Annotated in this window: 16 protein-coding genes and 1 pseudogene; 10 read left to right on the forward strand and 7 right to left on the reverse strand. The window is 71.4% G+C overall.

Annotated features, from left to right (window positions below; genetic code table 11):
• Positions 1-40: 40 nt before the first annotated feature.
• Both ACWC21_RS20950 and ACWC21_RS20955 read right to left on the reverse strand, forming a co-directional pair.
• Positions 41-883, reverse strand: a complete 843-nt coding sequence (locus ACWC21_RS20950; RefSeq protein WP_450883915.1) for a MurR/RpiR family transcriptional regulator — start codon at positions 881-883, stop codon at positions 41-43.
• Entirely contained in the window at positions 880-2,424 is a 1,545-nt protein-coding gene (locus ACWC21_RS20955; protein ID WP_450883917.1) for an aromatic amino acid ammonia-lyase, read from the reverse strand. Before ACWC21_RS20955 ends, ACWC21_RS20950 begins: the two co-directional genes overlap by 4 nt.
• 139 nt (positions 2,425-2,563) lie before the next feature.
• Here ACWC21_RS20955 and ACWC21_RS20960 point away from each other — a divergent pair.
• From ACWC21_RS20960 to ACWC21_RS20980, 5 genes and pseudogenes are all read left to right on the forward strand, one after another.
• Positions 2,564-3,632, forward strand: a pseudogene (locus ACWC21_RS20960) (ABC transporter ATP-binding protein).
• On the forward strand, positions 3,629-4,270 hold the full coding sequence (locus tag ACWC21_RS20965) for an ABC transporter permease (protein WP_450883919.1): 642 nt from the start codon (positions 3,629-3,631) through the stop codon (positions 4,268-4,270). The pseudogene ACWC21_RS20960 and the gene ACWC21_RS20965 overlap by 4 nt, the downstream one beginning before the upstream one ends.
• A gap of 1 nt (position 4,271) precedes the next feature.
• Positions 4,272-4,934: an ABC transporter permease gene (locus ACWC21_RS20970; protein WP_450883921.1), complete on the forward strand. Its 663-nt coding sequence runs from the start codon at positions 4,272-4,274 to the stop codon at positions 4,932-4,934.
• A gap of 9 nt (positions 4,935-4,943) precedes the next feature.
• Positions 4,944-5,876 carry an ABC transporter substrate-binding protein gene (locus ACWC21_RS20975; RefSeq protein ID WP_450883923.1) on the forward strand — a complete coding sequence of 311 codons (933 nt, stop codon included), beginning with the start codon at positions 4,944-4,946 and terminating at the stop codon, positions 5,874-5,876.
• A 72-nt stretch (positions 5,877-5,948) separates the two neighbouring features.
• Entirely contained in the window at positions 5,949-6,377 is a 429-nt protein-coding gene (locus tag ACWC21_RS20980) for a hypothetical protein (protein WP_450884079.1), read from the forward strand.
• Between the two features lie 4 nt (positions 6,378-6,381).
• Here ACWC21_RS20980 and ACWC21_RS20985 read toward each other — a convergent pair whose 3' ends face one another.
• Positions 6,382-7,143: an SDR family oxidoreductase gene (locus tag ACWC21_RS20985; RefSeq protein WP_450883925.1), complete on the reverse strand. Its 762-nt coding sequence runs from the start codon at positions 7,141-7,143 to the stop codon at positions 6,382-6,384.
• A 146-nt stretch (positions 7,144-7,289) separates the two neighbouring features.
• Between ACWC21_RS20985 and ACWC21_RS20990 the strand changes: the two genes are divergently transcribed.
• Positions 7,290-8,150, forward strand: coding sequence for a helix-turn-helix transcriptional regulator (locus ACWC21_RS20990; RefSeq protein WP_450883927.1), 861 nt, complete (start codon positions 7,290-7,292; stop codon positions 8,148-8,150).
• A gap of 329 nt (positions 8,151-8,479) precedes the next feature.
• On the opposite strand, the gene ACWC21_RS20995 is transcribed toward ACWC21_RS20990, so the two are convergent.
• Positions 8,480-9,871: a cystathionine beta-synthase gene (locus ACWC21_RS20995; protein ID WP_450883929.1), complete on the reverse strand. Its 1,392-nt coding sequence runs from the start codon at positions 9,869-9,871 to the stop codon at positions 8,480-8,482.
• 159 nt (positions 9,872-10,030) lie between these two features.
• Here ACWC21_RS20995 and ACWC21_RS21000 point away from each other — a divergent pair, with 159 nt between their 5' ends.
• From ACWC21_RS21000 to ACWC21_RS21010, 3 genes are all read left to right on the forward strand, one after another.
• Positions 10,031-11,068 carry an SGNH/GDSL hydrolase family protein gene (locus ACWC21_RS21000; RefSeq protein WP_450883931.1) on the forward strand — a complete coding sequence of 346 codons (1,038 nt, stop codon included), beginning with the start codon at positions 10,031-10,033 and terminating at the stop codon, positions 11,066-11,068.
• A gap of 142 nt (positions 11,069-11,210) precedes the next feature.
• A complete protein-coding gene (locus ACWC21_RS21005; protein ID WP_450883933.1) occupies positions 11,211-12,431 on the forward strand; it encodes an acetyl-CoA C-acetyltransferase in 1,221 nt (406 codons plus the stop codon).
• A 282-nt stretch (positions 12,432-12,713) separates the two neighbouring features.
• Positions 12,714-13,496, forward strand: a complete 783-nt coding sequence (locus ACWC21_RS21010) for a hypothetical protein (protein ID WP_450883935.1) — start codon at positions 12,714-12,716, stop codon at positions 13,494-13,496.
• Between the two features lie 54 nt (positions 13,497-13,550).
• On the opposite strand, the gene ACWC21_RS21015 is transcribed toward ACWC21_RS21010, so the two are convergent.
• A complete protein-coding gene (locus ACWC21_RS21015; protein WP_450883937.1) occupies positions 13,551-13,862 on the reverse strand; it encodes a hypothetical protein in 312 nt (103 codons plus the stop codon).
• Positions 13,863-13,967: 105 nt separating this feature from the next.
• Here ACWC21_RS21015 and ACWC21_RS21020 point away from each other — a divergent pair, with 105 nt between their 5' ends.
• Complete coding sequence (locus tag ACWC21_RS21020; RefSeq protein ID WP_388803168.1) at positions 13,968-14,198, forward strand: DUF4287 domain-containing protein; 231 nt, start codon at positions 13,968-13,970, stop codon at positions 14,196-14,198.
• A gap of 90 nt (positions 14,199-14,288) precedes the next feature.
• Here ACWC21_RS21020 and ACWC21_RS21025 read toward each other — a convergent pair whose 3' ends face one another.
• Both ACWC21_RS21025 and ACWC21_RS21030 read right to left on the reverse strand, forming a co-directional pair.
• Entirely contained in the window at positions 14,289-15,167 is an 879-nt protein-coding gene (locus ACWC21_RS21025; protein WP_450883940.1) for a Bax inhibitor-1/YccA family protein, read from the reverse strand.
• 212 nt (positions 15,168-15,379) lie between these two features.
• The gene (locus ACWC21_RS21030; RefSeq protein ID WP_450883942.1) at positions 15,380-16,555 is read right to left on the reverse strand and encodes a 4-hydroxybenzoate 3-monooxygenase; all 1,176 of its coding nucleotides are present in this window, start codon (positions 16,553-16,555) and stop codon (positions 15,380-15,382) included.
• Positions 16,556-16,656 lie beyond the last annotated feature (101 nt).

Genomic DNA, 16,656 nt, shown 5'->3' on the forward strand with positions numbered 1-16,656 from the left:
TAAGAGCACGCCGGGCGAGCCGGGCCGGTCACTCCATGCGTCATTCCACGAACAGGCCCCGCGACGCCGCCTTCGCGTCGAACTCCTCCAGCCGTGCCTGCGCGTCCGGCAGGTCGTCGCACATCGCCTCCAGCAGCACCCGCCCCAGCAGCATCGGCGCGCACGCGGTGTCGAAGGCGAGCCCCGTGCCGACGGCGGCCGGCAGCAGCAGGTCGGAGGCCTTGGCGACCGGCGCGAACGCCGAGTCCGCGACGGAGACCACGGTCAGGCCCGCCTCCTGGGCGTAGGCGAGGGTGTCGACGACCTCGCGCGGATGCCGGGGCAGCGCGAAGCACAGCAGGGCGGTGGCGCCGGCCCGGACGGCCGCGTCGATGCGGTCGTGGAGCATCGTGCCGCCCTCGTTGAGCAGCCGGACGTCCGGATGGACCTTGGCGGCGAAGTAGGCGAAGCCGTAGGCCTGGGAGGCGGCGGCCCGCAGTCCGAGGACCGGCAGCGGGCGGGAGGCGGCGAGGATCCGTCCGGCGTTGCGCACCGGCCGCGGGTCGGCCAGCAGTTCCGCGAGGTGCCGGAGGTTCTCGATCTCGGCTTCGACGGCCTGCTGGTACTCGTTGTACGACGCCGCGCCCGCCGCGGGTTCGGCGGGCACGACCTCGCGCAGGTGCTTGCGCAGGGCCGGGTAGCCGTCGAAGCCGAGGGCCACCGCGAACCGGGTCACGGAGGGCTGGCTGACCCCGGCCAGCTCGGCCAGCTCCACACTGGACAGGAACGGCACGTCGGCGGCGCGCCGCACCATGCTGTGCGCGATGCGCCGCTGGGTCGGCGTCAGCCGGTGCCCCTCGAAGAGCGCCTGCAAGCGGGCGGCAGGACTGTCGGTCACGTTCATGACGTGCTCCCCCTCCAGATGTCCGTGAACCGGTCGAGCAGTGCGGCCGCCGCCGTCACGTCGTCCGTGAGCGGCCGGTCGGCCTGGTCGTCGTCGAGTACCGACTCCGCCAGTGCCAGCGCGTGTCCGGCCGGGAGGTCCGGGTCCGGCCGGATGCCGCGCTGGCGCAGCGCGCGGACGGCGGCGACGAGTTCGCAGCCGACCACCAGACGGTACGCACCGCAGGCGCGCAGCGTCTGCCGGGCGGCGAGCGAGGCGAAGCTGGCCTGTTCCTCGACGCCCCGGGAGAGTACAGCGTGCCCGAGCGAGGCGGGAGCCGAGAACGCCCGCAGGTCGCCGAGGGCGGCCGCGGCGGAGTACTCCAGGATCATCACTCCGGAGGAGGCGGCCTCCTGGTCGGCGAGGAAGGGGCGCAGACGGGTGTAGGCGGGCTCGTTGAGGGTGGACAGCCGGGACGTGGACAGCCGGGCCACCTGGGTGACAGCCAGCCTGAAGTGGTCCAGCGCCAGGGCCAGTTGGGCCTGGTAGAAGCCGCCGTGATGGTAGGCGGCCATGTCCTCGACGCAGATGAGGGGGTTCTCGGCGGCCGCGTTGATCTCCGTCGTGAGCACCTCCTCCAGCAGGTCCGCCGCGTCGTGCGCGGGGCCGTGGATCTGGGGCAGGCAGCGGAAGCCGTAGGGGTCCTGGATACGGCCGAGCGGCGGCGTGGGCCGGTCGGCGGCGCCGATCAGCTGCCGCATCCGGCGCGCCACTTCCGCACTGCCCCGGTGCGGGCGGGCCGCGTGCACGGGAGCGGCGTAGGCCTCGTGCGAACCGTCCACGGCCACCAGGGAGAGGGCCGCGACGACCTGGGTGGCGGCGATGAGGCCGCGCAGCTCGTGCAGGGCGAGGGCGGACTGGCCGAGGGTGAGGGCGTTACTGCTGATCAGGGCGAGAGCGTCGTTGTTGTCGAGGGGCTGCGGCTCGGGCGCGCGGACGGCGGGCGGTGCGTCCGGCCCGTCCGGTCCCCGCCAGGGATGTTCGCCGGCCAGCGCCAGCCCGACCTGTGCCAGGGCCGCGATGTCCCCGGTGCCGACGGAGCCGAACTCGTTGACGACCGGGTACGCGCCCGCCTCCAGGGCCTCGCACAGGGCGGTGACGACGCTGGGACGCAGGCCGGCGCCCCCGGCCAGGAGCTGGTTGGCGCGGACGGCGAGCATCGCCCGTATCTGACGGGCCGGCAGTTCCGCGCCGATGGCGCCGGCGTGACTGCGCAGCAGGCGCAGGCCGTGTCCGGCGGCGGCCTCGGTGGGCACGTCCTCGTTCCGGTTGGCGCCCACGCCGGTGGAGCGGCCGTAGACCCGTCCGGTCGCGGCGATCCGCCGGGCCGCGTCCCAGGACTCTCCCGCCCGCTTCATCGCGTCGGTGCCGGGCACCGGCCGCGCCGCGCCGTCGGCGAGCCGTACGACGTCCAGCACGCCGAGACCGACCCCGTCGAGGACGACGAGTCCGCGGTGCCCGGAGGTCTCGACTCCCGGCACGTCCACGATTCGAGACGACATAAAGCCCAAACCACCTCCAGCCGGACATTCCGTCTTGCCTGCCGGTCATCGTTACGCCGGATTAACGCCGGAGCATTGACAACCTATTCAGACACCAAGAACTCTGCATGACGTTATACAGCCGGGCAAGGGACATCTCATGATCCAGTTCGATGCGGTCCACAAGCGCTTCCCCAACGGCACCACAGCAGTCCACGACCTCACCCTGGAGATGCCGGAAGGCGGCGTGACCGTCCTGGTCGGATCCTCCGGTTGCGGCAAGACGACACCCTGCGGATGATCAACCGCATGGTGGAGCCGACCTCCGGCACCATCCGGGTCGGCGGCCGGGACGTCACCGAACAGGACGCCGCCGAGCTGCGCCGCTCCATCGGCTACGTCATCCAGCAGGCGGGCCTCTTCCCGCACCGCACGGTGCTCGACAACGTCGCCACCGTCCCCCTCCTGCTCGGCTGGAACCGCAGGAAGGCCCGCGCCCGGGCGGCCGAACTCCTGGAAACCGTCGGTCTTGCCGCCGACGCCGGGAAGCGCTACCCGCACCAGCTCTCGGGCGGCCGGCAGCAGGGGGTCCCCCCAGGCCCTTAAGGCACTGGGGGAGTGTCGGCGTCGCCCGTGCCCTGGCCGCCGACCCGCCCGTACTGCTCATGGACGAGCCCTTCGGCGCCGTCGACCCGGTGGTGCGCACCCAGCTCCAGGACGAGCTGCTGCGTCTGCAGAAGGAACTGAGCAAGACCATCGTCTTCGTCACCCACGACATCGACGAGGCCGTCCGGCTGGGCGACCGCATCGCGATCTTCCGCACCGGCGGCCACCTCGTCCAGTGCGCCCCGCCCGCCGAACTGCTCGCCCGCCCCGCCGACGACTTCGTGGCCGACTTCCTCGGCGCCGAGCGCGGACTGAAGCTGCTGTCCCTGAAGACCCTCGCCGACGTCCCGCAGGGCCCGGCGCCCGAGGGCGGCACCTGGTCGCTCGTCCTGGACGAGACGCGCAAGCCGACGCACTGGCGTTCGACACAAGGGGCCGAGCTTCCCGTACGGCCGCTGCGGGACACCGACTCCCTGCTCTCCGCGCTCAACGAGTCGGTCTCCTCCCCGACCGGCCTGATCGCCCGCGTCGACGCGACCGGCACCCTCACCGGCGTCTCGTCCCGCGACGACATCCACGAGCACGCGGGCCGGGCCCACACCGAAGTGGGCGTGGCCGCGTGACGATCGACCGGTCGTGGATAGGCGACCACACCGACGACCTCGCCAGCCTCACCCTCTCCCACCTCCAGGCCGCCCTGACCGCCGTGTTCTTCGGCCTGCTGATCTCCCTGCCCCTCGCGGTGATCGCCCACCGGGTCCGCCCCCTGCGCGGCTTCCTGCTCGGCGTCTCGAACATCCTGTTCACGATCCCCTCGATCGCGATCTTCGTGCTCCTGCCGCCCGTCAGCGGCCTGACCCGCACCACGACCGTGACCGGCCTGACCGTCTACACCCTGGTCGTCCTGCTCAGGAACACGGTCGAGGGCCTCGAATCGGTCCCCGCGAAGACGAAGGAGGCCGCCAAGGCGATGGGCACGCGCCCGTTGCGCACCCTCCTCACCGTGGAGCTCCCCCTCGCACTCCCCGTGATCATGGCGGGCGTCCGCATCGCCACCGTCATGTCGATCTCCCTGGTGTCCGTCGCGACCTACATCGGCGACGGCGGCCTCGGCCAACTGTTCACCGACGGCTTCCAGCGCGACTTCCCGACCCCGGTGATCGTGGGCGTGGTCCTCACGATCCTGCTCGCGGTGGTCGCGGACGCGCTGCTGGTGGCCCTCCAGTACGTGCTGACCCCGTGGCGCAGGAGGCGGGCCTGAGATGTACGAGCTGTTCAAGAACCTCGCCAAGTGGCTGACCAGCGGCTCCCAGTGGGCCGGCCAGGACGGCATAGCCCACCGCCTCGCCGAGCACCTCCAGTACTCGCTCCTCGCCACCCTCATAGCCGCCGCGATCGGCCTGCCCCTCGGCCTGCTGATCGGCCACACCGGCAAGGGCGCGTTCCTCGCCATCAACCTGGCGTCCTTCGGCCGCGCCCTGCCGACCGTCGGCCTGGTGGTGCTGGTCTTCCTGGCCGGCGGGCTGTCGATGCTGCCGGTGTACGTCGCGCTGGTCGCCCTCGCCGTCCCCGCGATCGTCACCAACACCTACGCCGGGATGACGGCCGTGGACCCGGACGTCCGCGACGCCGCACGCGGCCAGGGCATGCGCGGCCACCAGGTGCTCTTCCAGGTGGAGCTGCCGCTGGCCCTCCCGTTGATCATGACCGGCCTGCGGCTCGCGCTCATCCAGGTCGTCGCCACGGCCACCATCGCCGCGTACGTCTCCTTCGGCGGCCTCGGCCGCTACGTCTTCGACGGCCTCGCCCAGCGCGACCTCGTCCAGGTGCTGGGCGGCGCGGTGCTGGTCGCGATCGTGGCCGTCGTACTCGACCTGCTGCTCAGCACCCTCCAGCGCTTCCTTTTCCGCCACCGCACCACTTAGGGACCCTCGATGAACCGACGTACTCTCCTCGGCGGCCTCTTCGCAGCGGCCTCCGTCCCCGCCCTCTCCTCCTGCGCCGGCGGTGTCACCTCCCTCGACGGGCAGGGGGGTTCGACCGCCGGCGGCGGCTCCAGCAAGGGCGGGATCACCATCGGCACCGCCAACTTCACCGAGAACCAGGTGCTCGGCTACCTCTACGCGGCGGTCCTGTCCGCGGCCGGCGTGAAGGTGAAGGTCCGCCCCAACCTCGGCACCCGGGAGATCGTGATCCCCGCGCTCAAGGCCGGCGACATCGACCTGCTCCCCGAGTACCAGGGCGCCCTGCTCAACTACCTCGCCCCGAAGGACGATTCGGCGGACCCGGGCACCATGCAGAACGCGCTCACCCTGGCGCTCCCGGCCGGCCTCCAGGTGCTGCCGTACGGGGAGGCGGCCGACTCCGACTGCTTCGTCGTCACCCGGGCGACCGCCCGGAAGTACGGCCTCGCCTCCCTCGCCGACCTGGCTAAGCAGAGCGGCGAACTTGTCATCGGCGCCGCGCCCGAGGTGAAGAAGCGCCGGGTGGGCGCGGTCGGGCTGAAGGACGTGTACGGCGTGGAGTTCAAGGAGTTCAAGTCCCTCGACTCCGACGGCCCGCTGGTCAAGGGCGCCCTGAAGAAGGACGACGTGGACGTGGCGAACCTCTTCACCACCGACACCGACATCGCGGCCAACGGCTGGGTGGTGCTCACCGACCCCAAGAACCTGATCCCCAGCCAGCACATCGTCCCGCTGATCGCCGACCGCAAGGCCGACTCCACGGTCCGCAAGGCCCTCGCCCGCCTCGGCAACACCCTCACCACCGCACAGCTCACCCAGCTCAACAGCCAGGTCGACAACGACAAGAAGGACCCGGAGGACGTGGCGAACGCCTACGCGCAGCAGCACGGGCTCATCAGGTGACCGTCCGGGAACAGGGGGGCTAACCCCAGTGCGGCAGGCGTCCCCGCTGCCTAGCTTGGTCCCATGACCGCTATGGAGGCGCGGGACGCCGATCTGAAGAAGGAACTCAACGCCACCCTGCAGGCGCGCAGGGAGCTGGGTGAGGAGTACGAGTCCGCGCTGGTGGAGTCGTTCCTTGAGAAGGTCGACCAGCGCATCGACGGCGCGGTGGAGCGCCGCGTGCGCCGGCAACTGGCCGAGCAGCAACTGCAGGTCGCGCGGGGCAGCCGGGAGCCGAAGGACGGCGACTCCTGGGGCGAGCGCTTCGGCTTCGGCATCGTCTCCCTGGTGCTGGCGATCCCGCTGTCCGCGATCGGCGGCGGCATCGCGCACCTGCCCGGACTGCTGACCGCCTGGGCCGGCATCGTGGGCGTCAACGCGGTCCAGGCGGCCCGCGCCAACCCCGGCCTGTTCTCCCACCGGCGCCGCGCCTCCTCCCAGCCTTCCGACTGGGAGGAGTGACCCCTCACGCCTGCCGGGTCGGCAGCACCATGATCTGCCGCAGGTTCACGTGCCGGGGGCGGCTGGTCGCGTAGGCGATGACGTCCGCGACCTCCTCGGACGTCAGTGCGCCCATCGCCTCCAGCATGCCGTCCAGCTGCCCGGACAGCTCCGCGCTGTCCACGTGCGTCGCGAGCTCGGTCTGCGTCAGCCCCGGCTCGATGTTGGTGACGCGCACGTCACGCGGGCCGAACTCGGTGCGCAGCGACTGGGACAGATAGGTGACGGCCGCCTTGGTCGCCCCGTACACCGCGTAGGTGGGGAAGGGGATGTGGGCTCCGATGGAGGAGATGTTCACCAGGTCCGCGGTACGGCCCTCGGCGGCGGCCCCCACCAGGTCGGCGGTGAAGGCGCGGATCATGCGCAGCACACCGGTCACGTTGGTGTCGAGCATCCGCTGCCACTCGTCCATACGACCGTCGTCGACCGGGTTCGGCAGCATGACGCCCGCGTTGTTGACGACCAGGTCGACACGTCCGTAGGCCTCCTGGATCCGCTCCTTGGCAGCCTGCACGGACGCGTCGTCGGTGACGTCGGCGACGACCGCCAGCGCCTGTCCGCCGTCGGCCCGGACCTTCGCGGCGATCTCCTCCAGCCGCTCCCCGCGCCGGGCGAGCAGCGCCACCCGCGCGCCCCGCGCCGCGAGCAGCACGGCGACGGCCTCGCCGATTCCGCTGGCGGCGCCGGTGACGACGGCGGTGCGGCCCGAGAGGTTCTCGTACGACATGGGGGACTCCCTGGGTTCGCGGCCGGGGCGTCTCCCCGGCGGCACTCACCACCCTGCGCCGTCGTCGCGGCCGTACCCAGGGATGCGCTTTTCCTGGGTCTGCCAGTACCAGGTTCGGGACCGGCCGTTCCCCTACGATCGAACCCATGGACGGGGACCTCGGAGATTTCCTGCGCTCACGCCGCGCCCGCATCCAGCCCGAGGAGGTGGGTCTGGCCTCGCACGGCAGGCGCCGGGTCCCGGGCCTGCGCCGCGAGGAGGTGGCGCAGCTCGCGGGGGTGAGCGTCGACTACTACATCCGGCTGGAGCAGGGGCGGGGTCCTGGGGGCCCCTCCCGGACGAAGTCTGGGGGAGTGTCGGACGCGGTGCTGGACGCGGTCGCCCGGGTGCTGCGGCTGGACGAGACCGAGCACGAGTACCTGCGGACGCTGGCGCGGCCCGCGCGGCAGAAGCAGAGCAAGCGGCCGCCCGCACCCCGCGTGCGCCCCGGCGTGCAGCTGCTGCTGGACGGCATGGAGCGCAGCCCGGCCTTCGTCCTCGGCCGGCGCATGGACGTCCTGGCCTGGAACGCCCTCGGGGACGCGGTGAACGGCTTCAGCCGGATGGCCCCGGACGACCGGAACATGCCCCGGCAGGTCTTCCTCGACCCCGCGGCCCGGGACCTCTACCCGGAGTGGTCCGCGGTGGCCGCCCAGACCGTGGCCTACCTGCGGCTTGCCGCGGGGCAGTACGCCGACGACCCCGCGCTGTGCGCCCTGGTCGGCGAACTGTCCCTGAAGAGCGAGGACTTCCGCCGCCTCTGGGCCGACCACCAGGTCGCGGAGTGCGCGTACGGCGTGAAGAAGATCCGGCATCCGGTGGCGGGCCTGCTGACCGTCCCGTACGAGACCCTGACCGTGCCGTCGGAGCCGGAGCAGACGATCGTGGTGTACACCCCGGAGCCGGGTTCGGAGACAGCCGAACGCCTCGCGCTGCTGGGCAGTTGGGAATCCGCGCCCGCTCGCTGAGAAGCACATGCGCGGGGACCGCCGCACCCCCGTCACCGGGGGGCGGGACGACGGCGGTCCCCGCGGGGGACGCGGGCCGGGTCAGGGCCGGGCTTGCGCGTCCGTGGCGTCCATGGAGGTCCGGGAGCCGCTCCGGTAGTCCTTGGCGCCGCTGGGCGCCGGCCTGGGCGGGGAGCCGCTCCCGCCCTGCCGACACCCACCAATGTGCCGTACATGTGTTAAGCGGGTGCTGCGCGCACGTGACGCGCTCGTACCACTTCCGCGAAGTCCACCGCTTCGGCAGGACACCGCAAGTTCCGTGCCGCCACCGCCCGTTCACCGGACGTTCGCTACTGCTTCCCGCCCTTGGCGAGGAAGGCCAGCAGGTCCTGCCGGCTGACCACGCCGGTCGGCTTGCCCTCGACGAGGACGATCGCCGCGTCCGCCGAACCCAGCACGGACATCAGGTCCGCGACGGGCTCGCCGGAACCGACCTGGGGCAGCGGGGCCGACATGTGCTTCTCCAGCGGGTCCTCCAGCGAGGCCCGCTTGCTGAACAGCGCGTCCAGCAGTTCCCGTTCGACGACCGAGCCGACGACCTCGGCGGCCATCACGTCCGGGTGGCCGGCGCCCGGCTTGACGACCGGCATCTGCGAGACGCCGTACTCGCGCAGCACCTCGATGGCCTGGCCGACGGTCTCGTCCGGGTGCATGTGGACCAGGGACGGGATGATGCCGCCCGCCTTGTACTGCAGCACGTCGGCGACGCGGGCGCTGGGGCCCTCGTCCTCGAGGAAGCCGTAGTCGGCCATCCACTCGTCGTTGAAGATCTTGCTGAGGTAGCCGCGCCCGCTGTCGGGGAGCAGGACCACGACGACGTCGTCCGGACCGAGCCGCTCGGCGACCTTCAGCGCCGCCACCACCGCCATGCCGCAGGAGCCGCCGACCAGCAGACCCTCCTCCTTGGCCAGCCTCCGGGTCATCTGGAAGGAGTCCTTGTCGGACACGGCGACGATCTCGTCCGCGACGGTCCGGTCGTAGGCGGTCGGCCAGAAGTCCTCACCGACGCCCTCGACGAGGTACGGCCGCCCGGAGCCGCCGGAGTAGACCGAGCCCTCGGGGTCGGCGCCGATCACCTGGACCTTGCCGTCGCTGACGTCCTTCAGATAGCGGCCGGTGCCCGAGATGGTGCCGCCGGTGCCGACGCCCGCCACGAAGTGGGTGATCCTGCCCTCCGTCTGCTCCCACAGCTCGGGGCCGGTCGAGTGATAGTGCGACAGCGGGTTGTTGGGGTTGGAGTACTGGTCGGGCTTCCAGGCGCCGGGCGTCTCACGCACCAGCCGGTCGGAGACGTTGTAGTACGAGTCCGGGTGCTCGGGGGCCACGGCGGTCGGGCACACGACCACCTCGGCACCGTACGCCCGCAGCACGTTGATCTTGTCGGTGCTCACCTTGTCGGGGCACACGAAGATGCACTTGTACCCCTTCTGCTGGGCCACGATCGCCAGGCCCACCCCGGTGTTGCCGCTGGTCGGCTCGACGATGGTGCCGCCCGGCTTGAGTTCCCCGCTCTGCTCGGCGGCCTCGATCATGCGCAGGGCGATGCGGTCCTTCACGGAACCACCCGGGTTGAAGTACTCAACCTTGGCCAGGACGGTCGCCTGGATCCCCTTGGTCACACTGTTGAGCCTCAGCAGCGGGGTGTTGCCGACGAGGCTGATCATCGAGTCGTGGAATCGCACCGTGGTCTCCGGTTGCTTGCAAAAAATGGTCGTGATGGGTGCGGCCAGCCTACGGCCCGGGTCGGTGCCGTGGCGGGCGTTCACTGACCGTTGAGATTGGAGTACGGGCCGTACGGGGCAAGGAGTGGATGTACGGGTACGAGGAGGTGGCGGCGAGGCATGACGAGCATGTCAAGGGCGAGAGTTGCCCGGCGGATCGCGGCCGGCGCGGCATACGGGGGCGGCGGGGTCGGGCTGGTCGGCGCGGCCACCGTGGGCGTGGTCCTGGCCGAGATGCGGCTGGCCAGGCGGCATGTGGGCAACGGCACGCGCGGGCGGGTGCCCGTGGCCGACGGTGTGTACGGCGGCTCCTACGAGACCCCCGGAGAACCGCCCCTCCGGCTGACCATGCTGGGCGACTCCACGGCCGCGGGCCAGGGTGTGCACCGGTCGGGGCAGACACCGGGAGCGCTGCTGGCCTCCGGGCTGGCGGCAGTGGCGGAACGCCCGGTGGAGCTGCGCAACGTCGCCCTGACCGGCGCCCGGTCGGACGACCTGGACCGCCAGGTGGGCCTGGTCCTCGCCGATCCCTCCGCGGTGCCCGACATCTGCGTGATCATGGTCGGCGCGAACGACGTGACGAACCGGATGCCCCCGACCCGCTCGGTCCGTCATCTCTCGGCCGCGGTACGCCGGCTGCGCACGGCGGGTGCCGAGGTGGTGGTGGGCACCTGCCCGGATCTGGGCACCATCGAGCCGGTGCAGCAGCCGCTGCGCTGGCTGGCCCGCCGCGCCTCCCGGCAGCTGGCGGCGGCCCAGACGATCGGGGTGGTGGAGCAGGGCGGGCGCACGGTGTCGCTGGGCGACCTGCTGGGCCCCGAGTTCGCCGCGAACCCGCGTGAGCTGTTCGGCCCCGACAACTACCACCCCTCCGCCGAGGGGTACGCCACGGCGGCGATGGCGGTCCTGCCGACCGTCTGTGCCGCCCTGGGGCTGTGGCCGGCGGAGGAGGAGCGCCCGGACGTCTCGCGGCGGGAGGGCTTCCTGCCGGTGGCCCGCGCGGCGGCGGAGGCGGCGGACGAGGCCGGTACGGAGGTCACCGCGGCGATGCCGACCGGGCCCCGGGGGCCGTGGGCCCTGCTCAAGCGACGCCGCAGGCGGCGGGTGGCCGAGCCGGAGCCGGCCCCCGAACCGGCTCCGACGACACCCCTGACGTGACAAAGCAAGCGCTTAGACAAGTGCGGTCAGGGTCACACCCGGTTACTCGTGACCTGAGCCATACGTACGGGTAACTTCCCAGGGAGCCCACCAGATCCCGTAGCCCGCGACGCTACGCGCTGCCTTTCGAACTGGAGCCGTGATGCCCGAAGCAGTCATCGTCTCGACCGCCCGCTCCCCCATCGGCCGCGCCTTCAAGGGCTCCCTCAAGGACCTCCGCCCGGACGACCTGACCGCCACGATCATCCAGGCCGCCCTGGCCAAGGTCCCCGAGCTGGACCCCAGGGACATCGACGACCTGATGCTCGGCTGCGGTCTGCCGGGCGGCGAGCAGGGCAACAACCTCGGCCGGATCGTGGCCGTGCAGATGGGCATGGACCACCTGCCGGGCTGCACGGTCACCCGTTACTGCTCCTCCTCGCTGCAGACCAGCCGCATGGCCCTGCACGCCATCAAGGCCGGCGAGGGCGACGTCTTCATCTCGGCCGGCGTCGAGACGGTCTCGCGGTTCACCAAGGGCAACTCCGACAGCCTCCCGGACACGCACAACCCGTTCTTCGCCGAGGCCGAGGCCCGCACCGCCGCCGTCGCGGAGCAGGAGGGCACCACCTGGCACGACCCGCGCGAGGACGGCCTGGTCCCCGACGCCTACATCGCCATGGGCCAGACCGCCGAGAACCTCGCCCGCTGGAAGGGCGTGACCCGCCAGGACATGGACGAGTTCGGCGTACGCTCGCAGAACCTCGCCGAGGAGGCCATCAAGAACGGCTTCTGGGAGCGGGAGATCACCCCGGTGACCCTGCCGGACGGCACCGTGGTCGGCAAGGACGACGGCCCGCGCGCCGGCGTCACCCTCGAGGGTGTGCAGGGCCTCAAGCCGGTCTTCCGCCCGGACGGCCTGGTCACCGCCGGCAACTGCTGCCCGCTCAACGACGGCGCCGCCGCGCTCGTCATCATGTCCGACACCAAGGCCCGCGAGCTGGGCCTGACCCCGCTCGCCCGCATCGTGTCGACCGGTGTCTCGGGCCTCTCCCCCGAGATCATGGGCCTCGGCCCGGTCGAGGCCAGCAAGCAGGCCCTCCAGCGGGCCGGTCTGACCATCGACGACATCGACCTGGTCGAGATCAACGAGGCCTTCGCCGCCCAGGTGATCCCCTCGTACCGCGAGCTCGGCATCGACCTCGACAAGCTGAACGTCAACGGCGGCGCCATCGCCGTCGGCCACCCCTTCGGCATGACCGGCGCCCGGATCACCGGCACGCTCATCAACTCGCTGCAGTGGCACGACAAGCAGTTCGGCCTCGAGACGATGTGCGTCGGCGGCGGCCAGGGCATGGCGATGGTCATCGAGCGCCTGAGCTGAGCACCCGGGCGGGCGCCGCCCGGTGACCGCCACGGGACCCAACGTGACCGCATGGCCCGGCGTTCGAGAAAACCTCGAACGTCGGGCCGGTTTGTGATCCAATCTCCCCCAGGATGTGACCTATCTCCCGCAGGAGGTATCCAGGCAGGTCAGAGCGGCGAACACAGGAACATCGAGGCAGAGAACTGTCCGTTTCGTGACGTTACGCACTGACAGCTGGTTAGTCCGCCCTTCAAGCTGATGTAGGAAATCGGGGGTCGACTTTTAACCGGGAGTACGTCAGTGAGCGCCATGCCGATCGCCCTGCTGGTCACCACGGCCGCCACCGGCGCCGTGGGCGTCGCCGTCCTGCGCGCACTGCTGGACCTGCGTCGGCAGCTCGCGGCCCTGCACAAGCAGCTCGCCGAGAACCGCGGCGCCGCCACGCGCGCCCTGCTACCCGCCGCCCGCACCGCGGCCGGCACCGACGAGATACGCGCGGCCGTGGCCGCGGCGCTCGCCGAGGAGCGGGAACGCGAGCTGGCCGAGGCACGGGCGTTCTGGGCCGCGCAGGAGGCCCGCGAGACGCCGGACGCGCCCACCCTGCTGGGCCTTCCCGACAGCGAGCTGTTCCTGCCCCGCCCGGCCGACTTCGCGGGCCTGGAGCCGGTGGCGGAGCCCGGCGCGGACACCGACGAGTTCGCCGGGGAGTCCCCGGAGCTGGCCGCGGCCCGCCGCCGCCACCCCTCCCACCCCGACTTCCTCCCCGTGCAGTCGCCCGTCGTGAACGACCACGAGCGCACGGTCACCATCCTCGAGGAACTCGCCGATTCCCGCACCGAACTCACCGACGTCCGCCCGGGGCCGCTCGGCACCCTCGACGTCTACGTCTTCGCCGACGGTACGACCCTGTGCATGACCCCCGGCCACCGCGAAACGGCGGAACGTCTGGCGGCGGCTCTGCGGGCGGGTGAGAAGCCGTACCTGCTGGGCGGCTCGGGCATCTCGGGCGCGTACACGCTGACGTTCGCGTGCGCCGAGGAGAGCGTCTACATCCTGGCGGACCGCGTCATCGCGTCCCAGTAGGGGCACTCCCCGGCGAACGGGGCGAACCGCCCCGCACGGCACGGGGAGCGAAGCTCAGACCCCCGCCCGCTTCTGCGCCTCGGCGACCAGCCGCACCGCGTCCTCGACGTCCGCCTCACTGGACAGCACGAGCGCCAAGTCGTGCGCGGCGACGGTGATCTGGTCGGCGGCCGCGAACATCCCCGCGTCCGGCATCCGCCTCGGCTCGAGCCCGGGGCACTCGATCCGCTGGGCCCGCACCGCCAGGTCCCGGGCCAACTGCAGGGCCTCCGCGGCAGCGCTTCGTTGCAGTCGGGACTGCGGCGCCGCCCGCAACCGGTCGGCGAAATGATCCACGGCACGGGTCAGGGGCGTCGTATCAACCACGCGGTGAGCGTAACGCGTCCCAGCGGGACTGTTGCCAATCCGCCAACGCTAGGGCACGGTGACCTGAAGGACCGGCTTACATCCCCTTTGCGTTCGGAGGCGCCGATGTCCCAACTGTTCTCCGAGGAGACCCACCGCAACCTGCTCGCCCGCATCCCCCACTGCACCGGTCGTGAAGTATCCGACTGGCTTCGCGCCGTAGAAGAAGGTCCCGCGCTCTTCCGCTTCGAGGAAAAGGTCAGCTGGCTCCGGCACGAGCACAACCTCGCGTACGGCCACGCCAAGGCGATCGTCCATGAGTACGACCTGAGGAGGGCCGCGCGCAAACTCCTCTAGTCGCGCATCACGCCGTACCCGCACGAGAAGGGCCCCGGGGAAACCCGGGGCCCTTCTCGTGACCGTCGGCCGGCCACCGCCGGGCGGTGGCTAGTCGTTGCTGCTGAAGATCGCCGCGAGCCGCAGCATCTCCACGTAGATCCACACCAGGGTCATGGTGAGGCCGAACGCGGCCAGCCAGGCCTCCTGGCGCGGGGCGCCGTAGGCGATGCCGTCCTCGATCTGCTTGAAGTCGAGGGTCAGGAAGAACGCGCCGATGATCACCGCGAGGATGCCCACGGCCGCGCCCAGCGGACCGAAGCTGCGCAGACCGCCGTCGCTCGCGACGCCGAACGCGACCAGCAGCAGGTTGACCGCCATGACCAGCACGAACGCCATGGCGATGGCCAGGCCGATACGGGCGTACCGGGCGGTGACGCGGATCCAGCCCGCCTTGTAGACCAGCAGGGTGGCGGCCGCGACCGCCATGGTGCCGAGCACCGCCTGGAACGGGGCGCCGCTCCACTGGCTGTTGTACATCTCGCTGATCACGCCGAGGAACACGCCCTCGAAGGCGGCGTATCCCAGGATCAGCGCGGGCGACGGGGTGCGCTTGAAGCTCTGGACGAGGGCCAGGACCATCGCGACCAGCGCGGAACCGATCGCCAGGCCGTAGCTGCCGGCCGAGACGGGAAGCAGGGCCCAGGCGAGGACCGCGCCGACGGCGACGGTGCCGAGCGTCATGGCCGAGCGCATGACGACGTCGTCCATCGTCATCCGGCCGGTGGAGACCGGTGCCTGCGGCGGAGCGCCGTACTGCTGGTCCTGCTGGGCGTACGGGTTGGTCGCGTAGGGGTTCTGCCCGTAGGGGTTGCCCTGGGCGTAGGGGTTGCCCGGTGCGTACCCGGCCTGCGGCGCGGTGTTGAAGCCCGCGTAGCCGTTGTCGCGGCTGAACCCCCGTCGCGAGAAGACCGGGTTGCTGCTCCTCATTTCACTCCTCCATGGCCACCCTTCGTGGCCTTGGCTCAAGAGTAATGGATTGGCAAAGGAATGCCCCTCGTACTTGAGGAGGATCTTTCCCTGCCCGTGCTGGCCAACACGCTACGCGGATGCGTGATTCCCGGCCACGGAGGGATCCATTCCTCACCGAACCGGTACACAGCCGGAACCGGACACGGACGACGGGCCGTCGCCGGTCGCCGTCAGTCGAACGCGAAGCCCGTGTACGCCTCGGCCAGATCGGCCTCCGCGGCCCGGGAGTTGGCGATCCGCTCCAGGCGGGCGAGCTGGAGGCGGTCCTCGAACGCCGTGGCGTCCGGGGTGCGGTGCAGCAGGGTCGTCATGTCGTAGGAGAACCGCTCGGCCTGCCACACCCGGCGCAGACAGGTCTCGGAGTACGCGTCGAGCAGTTCGGCCGAACCGGTGTCCCGCCGGTGGGTCAGCGCCCGAGCGAAGGTGACGACGTCACCGACGGCCAGATTCAGCCCCTTCGCGCCGGTCGGCGGCACGATGTGGGCGGCGTCCCCGGCGAGGAAGAGGCGGCCGTGCCGCATGGGTTCGTGGACGAAGGAACGCATCGGGGTCACCGACTTCTGGGTGATGGGCCCGCGCTCCAGCCGCCAGCCGTCGGCGGTCTCGAACCGGCGCTCCAACTCGTCCCAGATGTCGCCGTCGGCCCAGGACTCCGCCTCGGTGCCGGCGGGCACCTGGATGTAGAGGCGGGAGACGGACGGGGATCGCATGGACAGCAGGGCGAAACCGCGGTCGTGGCGGGCGTAGACCAGTTCGTCGTGCGAGGGGGCGACATCGGCGAGGACGCCGAGCCACCCGAAGGGATACGCGCGTTCGAAGACTTGGGAGAGCGCCGCGGGGACGGCCTTCCTGGACACACCCCAGAAACCGTCGCAGCCGACGACGTACTCGCACTCCAGTACGTCCTCACGGCCCGCGTGCCGGAAGGGAACACGGGGGCGGTCGGTGTCCACGCCCTCGACGGCCAGCGCCTCCGCCTCGAACAGCAGCGGGCCGCCCTCCTTCAGCTGGAGGGCGATGAGGTCCTTGCAGACCTCGGTCTGGGCGTAGACCATCACGGACCGGCCGCCGGTGAGCGCCGGGAAGTCCACTCGGTGGCGCCGTCTGGCGAACCGCAGCTCGATGCCGTCGTGCCGCAGCCCCTCCCGGTCCATGCGCTCCCCCGCGCCGGCCGACCGCAGCACGTCCACCGTCCCCTGCTCCAGGATCCCGGCGCGCTGCCGGTGCTCGACGTAGGCGCGGTCACGGCTCTCCAGGACCACCGAGTCGATGCCCGCGGTGTGCAGCAGCCGCGCGAGGAGAAGCCCGGCGGGGCCTGCCCCGATGATGCCGACGGTGGTGCGCATCGGTCGTTCCCTTCGGTCGGTGCGCGAACTCGCGCCACTGTTGTTCGTCTGGTGAAATTTCCTTCACTTTGCCGCTGGTCGAGTCTCCGCCCGGCCTGCGG

Source organism: Streptomyces sp. NPDC001348, from assembly GCF_053597535.1.

Excerpts from the sequence above, each read along its gene's own strand:
- ACWC21_RS21005 (WP_450883933.1), top strand. The coding sequence starts at position 11,211 with ATGCCCGAAGCAGTCATCGTCTCGACCGCCCGCTCCCCCATCGGCCGC.
- ACWC21_RS20980 (WP_450884079.1), top strand. The coding sequence starts at position 5,949 with ATGGAGGCGCGGGACGCCGATCTGAAGAAGGAACTCAACGCCACCCTG.
- ACWC21_RS20985 (WP_450883925.1), bottom strand. The coding sequence starts at position 7,143 with ATGTCGTACGAGAACCTCTCGGGCCGCACCGCCGTCGTCACCGGCGCC.
- ACWC21_RS21020 (WP_388803168.1), top strand. The coding sequence starts at position 13,968 with ATGTCCCAACTGTTCTCCGAGGAGACCCACCGCAACCTGCTCGCCCGC.
- ACWC21_RS20970 (WP_450883921.1), top strand. The coding sequence starts at position 4,272 with ATGTACGAGCTGTTCAAGAACCTCGCCAAGTGGCTGACCAGCGGCTCC.
- ACWC21_RS20955 (WP_450883917.1), bottom strand. The coding sequence starts at position 2,424 with ATGTCGTCTCGAATCGTGGACGTGCCGGGAGTCGAGACCTCCGGGCAC.
- ACWC21_RS21000 (WP_450883931.1), top strand. The coding sequence starts at position 10,031 with ATGACGAGCATGTCAAGGGCGAGAGTTGCCCGGCGGATCGCGGCCGGC.
- ACWC21_RS20990 (WP_450883927.1), top strand. The coding sequence starts at position 7,290 with ATGGACGGGGACCTCGGAGATTTCCTGCGCTCACGCCGCGCCCGCATC.
- ACWC21_RS21025 (WP_450883940.1), bottom strand. The coding sequence starts at position 15,167 with ATGAGGAGCAGCAACCCGGTCTTCTCGCGACGGGGGTTCAGCCGCGAC.
- ACWC21_RS20975 (WP_450883923.1), top strand. The coding sequence starts at position 4,944 with ATGAACCGACGTACTCTCCTCGGCGGCCTCTTCGCAGCGGCCTCCGTC.
- ACWC21_RS21030 (WP_450883942.1), bottom strand. The coding sequence starts at position 16,555 with ATGCGCACCACCGTCGGCATCATCGGGGCAGGCCCCGCCGGGCTTCTC.
- ACWC21_RS20950 (WP_450883915.1), bottom strand. The coding sequence starts at position 883 with ATGAACGTGACCGACAGTCCTGCCGCCCGCTTGCAGGCGCTCTTCGAG.